Raw genomic sequence first — 1,247 nt, 5'->3', positions numbered from 1 at the left:
GTCTTCGCTCATTGCATGCTATCCTTTCTGACGCTGGCGGGACAACGCCCCCCTGTCCTGCCGGACATCTCCCCCACCGGGGGGAGATCAGCAGCTTCGCCGACCGCGCTTCATCCTTCAACCTTGGAGATAGGCGAAAGCCCTCATGACAGCCAATCTCCCCACCCGTGGGGGTGATGTCCGGCAGGACAGAGGGGGGCGCGAAGGATCGCCGCGTTTGAGGTTCTCGTGGGTTATCCCGCCAAGGCGATCGCGGAGATCAAGAAGATGATGGTGGAGCGAAGGGTTTAGGCTTCGCCTCTTCGTTCGCGACAATCTCGCAAGCAGCGATCCTTCGCGCCCCCCCTCTGTCCTACCGGACATCTCCCCCACGGGTGGGGAGATTGGCTGTCATCGCGGCTTTCGCCAATCGCCGTCGTCGAAGAGTGAGCGCTGTTGACGAAGCTGCTGATCTCCCCCCTTGTGGGGGAGATGTCCGGCATGACAGAGGGGGGCGCTGTCCCGCCAGCGCTAGAAAGGATTGCAGCCAATGACCGATCTCCCCGTCCTTTCCGCCGTCGAAGCGCGCGTGCTGGGCTCGCTGATCGAGAAGAAGGAGCTGACGCCGGACGTCTATCCGCTGACGCTCAACGGGGCGCACGCCGCCGCCAACCAGAAGACGGCGCGCGAGCCTGTCATGGCGCTGGAGCTGACCGAGATCCGGCGGGCGCTGAGCACGCTCGAGCAGAAAGGGCTGGTGCGCCAGGCCTTCGCCTCGCGGGTCGAGCGCTACGAGCATCTGATGGCGCAGCGCTTTTCGCTGACCACGCCGCAGATCGCGGTGATCGGGCTCTTGCTGCTGCGCGGCGCGCAGACGGCGCATGAGCTGCTGGCGCGCTCCGAGCGGATGGCGCATTTCGCCTCGATCGAGGAGCTGCGCGACAATCTCGACCTGATGATCGGGCGGAGGCCGCCACTGATCCAGCTGCTCGAACGCGCGCCCGGCCAGCGCGAGGAGCGCTACGTTCATTTGCTCAGCGGACCGGTGGATGCGGCGGCCGTCGCGGCGCCGTGGCAGCCGGCGGCGTCGGCGGACTCCGACCTCGAGGCGCGGGTCAAGGCGCTGGAGGAGGAGGTCGCGGCGCTTCGAGCGAAGATCGAGGCGCTGGGCGGGTAGCTTCAGAAGCGTTGGCGCGGAGCCCCCCTCTCTGTCCTGCCGGACATCTCCCCCTCAAGGGGGGAGATCAGATGTCACGGCGGGTTTCTCC

General features: G+C 66.5%; 1 protein-coding gene. It reads left to right on the top strand.

Annotated elements, in window-relative coordinates:
- Window positions 1–529: 529 nt before the first annotated feature.
- Window positions 530–1,156: a DUF480 domain-containing protein gene (locus tag EOA27_RS37035; RefSeq protein WP_126080481.1), complete on the top strand. Its 627-nt coding sequence runs from the start codon at window positions 530–532 to the stop codon at window positions 1,154–1,156.
- Window positions 1,157–1,247: the final 91 nt, after the last annotated feature.

Origin of the sequence: Mesorhizobium sp. M2A.F.Ca.ET.037.01.1.1, assembly GCF_003998075.1 — a bacterium.
Lineage (GTDB): Bacteria > Pseudomonadota > Alphaproteobacteria > Rhizobiales > Rhizobiaceae > Mesorhizobium.
This window is presented reverse-complemented; position numbering and strand designations above follow the sequence as displayed.